This window comes from Candidatus Aminicenantes bacterium (assembly GCA_026393855.1).
Taxonomy (GTDB): domain Bacteria; phylum Acidobacteriota; class Aminicenantia; order Aminicenantales; family UBA4085; genus UBA4085.
In genome coordinates this window covers 1-8,579 of the sequence record JAPKZJ010000049.1, presented here as the reverse complement: position 1 = coordinate 8,579, position 8,579 = coordinate 1, and the positions used below count along the sequence as shown (strand labels likewise).

Genomic DNA, 8,579 nt, shown 5'->3' with positions numbered 1-8,579 from the left:
AGATCGCAAACCGTGACGATGGCTCGCCCCTTGGTCGGGAGCGGCAGAGGTGTCGCGGAATGCGTCAGATCGAGCCGGGTGCCGAACAGCGCGTCGAGGCTCGGACGGCCGAGGTCCTGCCAAAGGAAGTTGACCATTCGGACAGGCCACTTTTTATCCAAGAAATGGCATTGCGCGAAGGGCGGAATTTTTGCAGTGGGAAAGCGGTCTTTCCAAGAGGCCGAAAAGAGGAAAAACTCGTCCTCGCGATCGATCCGCGCCAGCTCGAAGAGCAGGTTTTTAAGGTAGACGCCGACGCCGGTCTCTTCCTTGAGAAACGGCCGTAAATCGAAGCCGATGCGCATTTTTCGTAAATGTATGCCAAGCCCGAGGCCAAGTCAAACGGGCTCGGGATACGCCCCCCGAAACACGCGAAAATCCCCAGCGAGGATTTTCGCTCCGTCTCCTCCCTCGCTCCCCATATTCATCGGGCTTATCATCCGCCCGATGAATATGGGACCGTGCCCGCTCAGTCGTCAACCCTATGCTGAAGCATAGGGCGGCAAAGCCCGCGGGTTTCGGCGGGGCATATCCCTCGCCAAAAAATAAGCTTTTCAGAATCACGAAAGACCTTGCCGCACCCTCATCGTGCCGTTTCCGCATCGGCGCTCACCCCCACACCCCTCGCCCGAGAAAACTCCTCCGGAATTGAAGCTTCTTCTGCCCTGGTATCTTGGATAAATCGGCCGGCCTTGTCTCTCGTTCGTTGTCAATTTTCCAACCGAATGATATACATTGACTACACACTCCATCGATTAGGAGGCCGCCATGTCCTTTGAAAAGATCGCCGCCCGTCTCGACGCCTATGAGCCCGAAATGATCGAATTGCAGTGCCGCCTGGCCGCCATCCCGGCCATCGCCCCCTCGAGCGGGGGCGCGGGCGAAGCCGATAAAGCCGCCTTTCTGGTCGAATTCCTGAAAGCCAACGGGATCACGGACATCCAGGTCGTCAAGGCGCCTGACCCCGACGCGCCCTCCGGCTACCGGCCCAACATCCTGGCCAGCGTGCCCGGCCGCAGCGCCGACCATACGGTCTGGATCATGTCCCACATGGACGTCGTCCCCGAGGGCGACCGAACCCTGTGGCGCGGCGATCCGTTCAAGCCCTGGATCGAAGACGGCAAGATCTATGGGCGCGGCGTTGAGGACAACCAACAGGATTTGGTGGCTTCGATCTTCGCCGTCAAGGCCGTGTTGGACGAGGGCCTCACGCCCGCCTACAACGTCGGTTTGGCGCTGGTGGCCGACGAGGAAACGGGCAGCGACAAGGGCATCGACTACGTTCTGGCCCACACCGACGTCTTCAAGCCCAACGACATCATCATCGTGCCCGACGCGGGGAACGAGGACGGCTCGATGATCGAGGTGGCGGAGAAGAGCATCCTCTGGCTGAAGTTCAAGACCGAGGGCAAACAGACGCACGGCTCGACGCCCGAGAAGGGAAAAAACGCCTTCACCGCCGCTTCTGCCTTGGTCTGCCGACTGAAGATGCTGTACGAGCGCTTCGCCCAGTCCGAGCCGCTGTTCGATCCCCCGATTTCCACGTTCGAGCCGACAAAGAAGGACAAGAACGTCCCCAACATCAACACCATCCCCGGCGAGGACGTCTTCTACATGGATTGCCGCATCCTGCCCACGATCCCCCTGGCCGACGTCGACTCCGCCATCGCCGGGATCATGGCCGATGTCGCCGCCGAGCACGACGTCAAGATCGCGGTCGAAGATGTCCAGCGGGCCCCGGCCGCGCCTCCGACCTCGCCCGACGCGCCGGTGGCCAAGGCCCTGGCCGCCGCGGTCAAGGCGGTCTACGGCATCGAGGGCAAGCCCATGGGCATCGGGGGCGGCACGGTAGCGGCCCTCTTCCGGCGAGCAGGCGTCCCGGCCGCCTGCTGGTCCAAGCTGGACGAAACCCTGCACGCCCCGAACGAGTATTGCGTCATCGCCAACCTGGTAGGCGACGCCAAGGTCTTCGCCCACGTCCTGATGCAGGAATAGGATTGGGGCTTAGAGCTTCGGTGCGGTCTTCTCGTATTCCTTGACGGTCGTTGCGAAATCCAGCCGGCGCGTTTGATCCGGCCGGTAGACGACTTCGACTCCCGGGACCGTCCCGACGAGCGGCCGCGATTTGGGCAGGTGGAGAAGGATCTTGGCCGGCTTCGTTCGCGTCGGCAGCTGGACTTCGACTTTGACGCCCTTGGGAGTCCCGAGCACGCGTAAATCCATCCCACCGAATCGGGTCGGGGCCCGCTCGACGACGATCTCCCGGCCGTTTTCCAACCACCAGTCGGGAACGGCGGACAGCAAATGCAGTTCGCCCGCCGCGCCGAGATCGCCCGACTCGTGGATCAGCATGTGCCGAAGGAGAAGCGCGTAGTTGCTGGCGCCGGTGGCGTGAGGGATCGTCTCGCCCCAGGCCTCTCGATCTTCGAAGTGCACGCCCTCCGGGAAGGCGTGGGTCGCCGTGGAATGGAGGAGATAGGCGTAGAAATCCCGCACGACGTCTTCCGCCCGGCCCCTCTCCAGATCGTTCATGGCCGTATAGGCGCCCATGTACGGGTGGATGGCCGGCCGGACCTTTGGCGCGACCCAGCGGATGACGCCTTCCTTGTAGCCGCCGGCGAATTCCGTGCGCACATACCGGCTCGAGGCGCCGATGCGGGGATCGTCAGGCGTGAGGACGCGGGTCGGCCACAGAATCTCCGTGTTGCCCCATTGGGTCCCCGCCTTCTCCCAGCTCGGAGGAAGATACGGCAGGCCCGTTTTCTTCCAGGCCGCATCGATCGAGACCCGATAAGACTTCGCTTCCCGTTCAAAAGCTAGGGCGTCATCGGCTTTCCCCAGCCTCCGGGCGGCGTCGGCCGCGCAGAGGACGGCGCGCAAGTTCCAAAGATCGTAGCCGACGATGTGGTTCTTGCCTTCCCATAAATACTCTCCGTCCGCGGGAGCGGCGGGCAGGAGGCCCGGAAATGACGGATCGGAAGCCGTCTTGGCCCGGGCCGCGATGATCCACTCGACCGCCTTCTTCATCTGCGGATAGGCGCGCCCGAGCCAGGCCTTGTCGCCGGTGATCCCGGCATACTGCCACAAGGCCCAGACGGCCTGGCCGTTGGCGTCGAACTGGCCCTTCTGAGTCTCGAAGCGGCCGTCCGGAAGCTGGTTCTTTAGGAACGGCTCGATGGCCGCCTTCGCCTCGACCGCCAGCCCTGCCTCTTCGAGGGCCGTGATCTGATAGGCCCCGTCGCGAATATAGAATAGGTCGTAGAGCCCCTCGCCGGCGTGGAGCTCGCCCTTGTCCATGGCCAGCAGCTGGCAGACGGTGGCGGCCAGGAGAGCGTCCGTCGCTTTGGCCTCGGGGACGGAGATGCGGGCCGCGGCCCCGATTTTCGCTTTCCAGAAAGCGACAGTCCGGTCGAGCCAGGCGCGGGGATTCTCGTTCCGAAAATCGCCCCGAGGCGAGCTCCCGGGAAGAGGCGAAAAGGGATAAGCGGCAAAATCCTCGCGCGCCTCCCCCGGCGCTAGAATGGGCGCCCATTCGTGCAGGCCGAGCGGAGCGGCCGCTTTCGCCGCAGATCCCGCCTCCGGCGCCTCGGCCACCACGGCATATTCCTTCTCGGCCCGCCAATGGCGGATCCGGATCGCGGCCTTGGCGGGCGTTCTTCCGGTGTTCTCGGCTCGGACAAGAATCCAGTTCAGGTAGTTCTCTCCCTCGACAGGGCCGTTGAACGCGCGGGCGATATCGGCGCTCCCCGGCAGCGGGGACGCCCAAATCAGAAATTCGTACTTGACGCCGCCCGACGACTTCTCCAACCGAACGATGGGCAGCCAGCCGTCGAGAAGCGTTTTCGTTGTGCGGCCGATGGCGGCGAGAGGCGTGCCGTATTCGATCGCCACCCGATCGGTCCCCGCCAGAAGAAGCTGGTTGTCGGGAGTGATCCGCGTCCCCCGCGTATAGTCGGCTAGGCCGATCACGGACCAGGAGTTGCGGAAGTAATCGAACGGCTTCGCCGCAACCGCGCCCGGGGGAGCCGGGCGGGCCTCCTGGCCGAAGATGGCCAACAGGCAGGCCAGAACGAGGGCGAGGCCGAAAAAGAGACAGACGAAACGCGGGGCGGGGCGGGTTTTCGTGTCCATCGGGCCTTTTATATCACGAACAAAGAGGGCTCGGTAGATGACCTGCGCTGGATCGAGACGGAGACGGCCTAGGCGGGTTCGGAGCCGGCGCGCCCGGTCAATCGCCGCCGGACGCCCGCCTTCTGAGCAACCTTGATCGTATTCATGTGGACCTGGACGGTGTCCTCGAGCTCCCGCCCGTAGCCGCCCGCCAGGACGACGGCCAGCGGGATGTTCAGACGCCGCGCCCCTTCGATCACGATCCGATCCCGCTCGGCCATACCTTCCAAGGTCATCGTCAGCCCGCCCAGCTTGTCCCCCGTCAGCGGATCGGCGCCGGCCAGGTAGACGACAAGGTCCGGCCGGAACGACTCGTAGAGGGCCGGGAAATGGGCCTGCATGGCGGTCAGGTAGGCCTCGTCGCCGTCGCCCGACCAGAGTCCGACATCGAGGCGGCTGGGCGGCTTTTCGGCCGGATAGATGTCCATCTGGTGGATGGAGAAGGTGAAGATGTCTTCCCGCCCGGTGAAGAAAGCGGCCGTGCCGTTGCCCTGGTGAACGTCGCAATCGACGATCATCGCCCGCCGGATAAGCCCTTCGGCCTTGAGCTTTTCCAAGGCCACGGCCGTGTCGTTGAGGGCGCAGAAGCCCTCGCCGTGATCGGCGAAGGCATGGTGGAAGCCGCCGCCCAGGTGAAAAGCCAGTCCGCAGGCCAGCGCCCGCTCACAGGCCAGCGCCGTGCCGCCGACATGGAGCCAGGCGAACCGGCTGAGCTCGGGCGAAAAGGGCAACTCCAGCGCCTGGATTTCGGCCTTGGTCAGCTCGCCGGTCTTCAGCTTGGAGATGTACTTGGCGGTGTGGACGCGCAAGATATCCTCGTCGTCAATAAGCGGCGATTCAAGGAAGTTCTCTTTGCGCACGCCCAAAGCCAGCAGGCGCTCGTAGATCAGGCGGTATTTCCGCACGGGAACGACGCTTTTTCCGAGGTCCACCATCCAGTATTCGTCGCTGTAGACGAAGGGGAAGGAGAAGCGTTTTCCGGTCAGGAACTCGAGCAGGCGCATGGCAGGCGAACAAGTCTATCACAGCCGCGGGCGGCGCGTAAAATATGATATAATTCCGCGCTTCGAGACGGCTTCCCGTCCTCGGTTGAGCGTCCCAAGGAGGCCTGCGTGAGCGGTTATCGCATCGAACGCCACCCCATCCTGACCCCCGTACCGGCCGACGCTGTCACCTTCACTTGGAAGGGGCGCCCGTTGAGCTCCAGAAAGGGCGAGACGATCGCCTCCGCCCTGTTCGCCCACGGGGAGCGCATATTCAGCTATCATCATAAGGATCATGCTCCTCAGGGGATCTTCTGCGCCAACGGCCAGTGCGCCCAGTGTCTGGTGCTGGCCGACGGCCTGCCGGTCAAAGCCTGCATGGAGCTGGTCCGCCCGGGCCTCCAGGTCGAGCCCGTCGACGGCCTACCCGAGTTGCCCAAGGTCGAGCGGGCGGCTTCGAGTCGGGCCATCGACGAGATCCGCGTCCCGGTCCTCATCATCGGCGGCGGCCCGGCCGGGCTGTCGGCGGGCATCGAGCTGGGCAAGCGCGGCATCAAGGCCCTGCTGATCGACGACAAGCACCGCCTGGGCGGCAAGCTCGTCCTCCAGACCCACCGCTTCTTCGGTTCCTACGACGCCGTCTACGCCGGAACGCGCGGCATCGACATCGCCACCAAACTGGAAACGGAGCTGCGGACCTATCCGTCGGTCGAGCTCTGGCTCGAATCCACGGCCCTGGCCGTCTTCAGCGACAAGCGGGTCGGCGTCCTGCAAGCCGGAGAGCGCTATGTCCAAGTCCGGCCTGAGGTCGTCCTGGTGACCTCCGGGGCTCGCGAGAAATCGCTGGCCTTCTCCGGCAACACCCTCCCCGGCGTTTACGGCGCCGGAGCCTTCCAGACCCTGGTCAACCGCGACCTGGTCCGCTCGGCGGAAAAGCTGTTCATCGTCGGCGGCGGCAACGTCGGCCTCATCGCCGGCTACCACGCCCTGCAGGCCGGCATCTCGGTGGTCGGGCTGGTCGAGGCTCTGCCGGAGTGCAGCGGCTATAAGGTCCACAAGGACAAGCTGGCCCGGTTCGGAGTCCCGATCTACACCTCCCATACCGTCCTGAGCGCCAACGGCAAGGACCAGGTGGACTCGGTGACGATCGCCCGATTGGAGAAATGGAAACCCGTGCCGGGCACGGAGAGGTCCTTCGCCTGCGATACCATCCTGATCGCGATCGGGCTCGACCCGGTCGACGAGTTCTTCCTCAAGGCCAAAGAGTTCGGGCTGAAGACCTACGCCGCGGGCGACGCCGAAGAGATCGCGGAAGCGTCCGCGGCCATCTTCTCGGGCAAGATCCGGGGCCTGGAGATCGCCCGCGATTTGGGCTGGGACGTCGGCGAGATCGCGCCGGAATGGTACACCACGGCCGACATCCTGAAATCGCGTCCCGGCGCCGTGACGGCCGAAGAGATCCCCGCCGCCGAGAGCGGCGTCTTCCCGGTCCTGCACTGCGTTCAGGAGATCCCCTGCGATCCCTGCACGACGGTCTGCCCGCGCAACCTCATCCACATCCACGCCGCGGATATCCGGGGCTTGCCGGTCTTCGAGGCCCCCGACCCGGCCAAGGCCTGCACGGGCTGCGAGAAGTGCGTCACCATCTGCCCCGGGCTGGCCATCACCCTGGTCGATTTCCGCAAGGATCCCGAATTCCCCAGCGTCACCCTGCCCTTCGAGTTCCTGCGCGAGCGGGTCGAAGTCGGCGACCGGATGACGGTCCTGGATACGGAAGGGGCGGAGCTGGGCGAGGTCGAAGTGACGGCGGTCCGGGCCATCAAGGCCAACGATCGGACTATCCTGGTCAAGATCAAGGCGCCCCAAGCAATCGCCAAGAAGATCGCCGGCCTGCGGGCCCAGGCGGACGGCGTCACCAAGCCCATGGACCGCTATGTCGAGCGCACCGCCGACGACACGATTGTCTGCCGCTGCGAGCGCGTGCCGGCCGGCGAAATCCGGGCCCAGATCAAGCAGGGCCTGCGCGACATCAATCAGATCAAGGCGGTGACCCGGGCCTGCATGGGCTCGTGCGGAGCCAAGACCTGCACCGCTCTCATCCATCGCCTGTTCCGAGAAGAAGGGGTCGCGGACGCAGAGGTGATCGACCAGCCCAAGCGACCGCTGTTCATGGAGGTCTCCCTGGGCATCTTCGCCGGGATCGATAACGGACGGGAGGGGAACAATGGCCGCTACTAAGCCCGACTACGACGTCGTCATCATCGGCGCCGGAAGCGTCGGCACCCCCGCCGCCCTGGCCATGGCCGAGGCCGGCCTCAAGGTCCTGGTCCTCGACGGCAACGCCAGCGTCGGCCAAGGCTCCAACAAGCGGGCCATCGGAGGCCTGCGGGCCACCCACAGCGATCCGGCCAAGATCCGCATCTGCCTGCGAAGCCTCGAGATCTTCGCCAACTGGGAGCGGGATCGCGGCGAATCGGTCGAGTGGCATCGGGGCGGTTATTGTTTCGTCGCCTATACCGAACGCGAGGAAAAGACGCTCAAGGAGCTGTTGGTCACCCAAAAGGCCTTCGGCCTGAATATCGACTGGCTCGATCACCGCCAGATGCTCGATCTCATCCCCGACCTCAACCCGGAGAATCTGATCGGCGGCACGTTCTCGCCCGAGGACGGCAGCGCTTCGCCGCTCCTTTCGGCCCACGCCTTTTACGTCCACGCCCGCCGGGCCGGGGCCGAGTTCCGCTTCGGCGAAGCCGTGCGGAGCCTGGTCATCGAGGGCGGCTCCATCCGCGGCGTCCGGACGGACGCGGGCGAGTATGGGGCCGATGTCGTGGTCAACGCGGCCGGACCGGCCGCGGCCGAGATCGGCCGCATGGCCGGGCTGGATCTGCCGGTCAAGCCCGACTCGCACGAAGGCGCGGTCACGGAGCCCGTGGCGCCGTTCCTGGGCCCGATGGTCGTCGATATCCGGCCGCTGCCTTCCTCGGCCAATTACTACTTCTACCAGCACTCGACGGGCCAGATCATCTTCTGCATCACCCCCAACCCCAGCCTCTGGGGCACCGACACCCGCGAAACGAGCTCGTTCCTGCCGATGGTCGCCCACCGCATGGTCGACCTGATCCCGCGGCTCCGCAACCTTCGGGTTCGCCGGACCTGGCGGGGCCTCTACCCCATGACCCCCGACGGCATGCCGCTCGTCGGCTGGGCCCGCGAGACGCGCGGGTTCCTGCAGGCCGTCGGCATGTGCGGCCAAGGCTTCATGCTCGGGCCGGGCCTGGGCGAAATGTTGAGCGGGATGGTCCAGGACAAGCTGCCGACCAAAGACCGGGAAGTGCTGGATCTTCTCTCGCCCTACCGCGAGTTCAAGGGGATGGAGAAGCTGAAGTA

At 64.9% G+C, this 8,579-nt stretch carries 6 protein-coding genes; 3 read left to right on the top strand and 3 right to left on the bottom strand.

The features are described 5' to 3' along the window. Positions 1–344, bottom strand: a 344-nt coding sequence (locus NTZ26_05435) for a hypothetical protein (GenBank protein MCX6559940.1), incomplete at its 3' end; no start/stop codon positions are given. A 463-nt stretch (positions 345–807) separates the two neighbouring features. On the opposite strand from NTZ26_05435, the gene NTZ26_05430 reads away from it, so the two are divergent. Next, on the top strand, positions 808–2,034 hold the full coding sequence (locus tag NTZ26_05430) for a M20 family metallo-hydrolase (protein ID MCX6559939.1): 1,227 nt from the start codon (positions 808–810) through the stop codon (positions 2,032–2,034). A 9-nt stretch (positions 2,035–2,043) separates the two neighbouring features. On the opposite strand, the gene NTZ26_05425 is transcribed toward NTZ26_05430, so the two are convergent. Continuing rightward, entirely contained in the window at positions 2,044–4,170 is a 2,127-nt protein-coding gene (locus NTZ26_05425; protein MCX6559938.1) for a hypothetical protein, read from the bottom strand. Between the two features lie 68 nt (positions 4,171–4,238). Continuing rightward, complete coding sequence (locus NTZ26_05420; GenBank protein ID MCX6559937.1) at positions 4,239–5,213, bottom strand: histone deacetylase; 975 nt, start codon at positions 5,211–5,213, stop codon at positions 4,239–4,241. Positions 5,214–5,321: 108 nt separating this feature from the next. Between NTZ26_05420 and NTZ26_05415 the strand changes: the two genes are divergently transcribed. Beyond that, entirely contained in the window at positions 5,322–7,430 is a 2,109-nt protein-coding gene (locus NTZ26_05415) for an FAD-dependent oxidoreductase (protein MCX6559936.1), read from the top strand. Continuing rightward, on the top strand, positions 7,417–8,579 hold a 1,163-nt coding region (locus NTZ26_05410), incomplete at its 3' end, for an FAD-binding oxidoreductase (GenBank protein MCX6559935.1). The genes NTZ26_05415 and NTZ26_05410, both read left to right, overlap by 14 nt.